This window comes from Streptomyces jumonjinensis, from assembly GCF_009600885.1.
Lineage (GTDB): Bacteria > Actinomycetota > Actinomycetes > Streptomycetales > Streptomycetaceae > Streptomyces > Streptomyces jumonjinensis.
Map to the genome: position 1 here is coordinate 36,967 of NZ_VCLA01000160.1, position 465 is coordinate 37,431.

A 465-nucleotide genomic window follows, 5' to 3' on the forward strand; every position below is an offset into this window, starting at 1 on the left:
CACGCAGGCCGTGCGCATCGCCGATCGGCTCGACCCCGCACCCGATGTTCCATGGCGGCAGGCCCTGTGCCCGGTGCCGCCCGCGATCAACGCCGAGCACGGCGACGCACCCACCGCGCTGCGGAACTGGGCCGGCGACGACGCGATCCGCCAGGCCGCCTACCGTCGGCTACGCGACGGACAGCCGGTCATCTCCACCTTCGGGGACCACACCGGCCGGTACACGCTCATCGTCTGGCCCGTGCCCGTACGCCCGGCGAGCCCCCTGCCCGCCGCGCCCCTCATCCGCGCAGGGCGTTCCCGGTGAGCCCGTTCACCACCGAACCCGTCCGGACGATGTGCGGCGCGGGCTCCATCGTGCCCCGCTCCCTGGCCCAGCTCATGAGCCGGACCTCGCCGGACCCGCTCCCCGGGCACCCGGGGGAACTGTTCATCGTCCGCTGTCACCTGGAGCGGCACGGCGAG

Annotated in this window: 1 protein-coding gene; it reads left to right on the forward strand. The window is 74.4% G+C overall.

Features of this window, described 5'->3' with window-relative positions; genetic code table 11:
- Positions 1-307 (forward strand): hypothetical protein (locus FF041_RS22855; RefSeq protein ID WP_228388535.1); only part of this gene is annotated, 307 nt, incomplete at its 5' end.
- Positions 308-465: the final 158 nt, after the last annotated feature.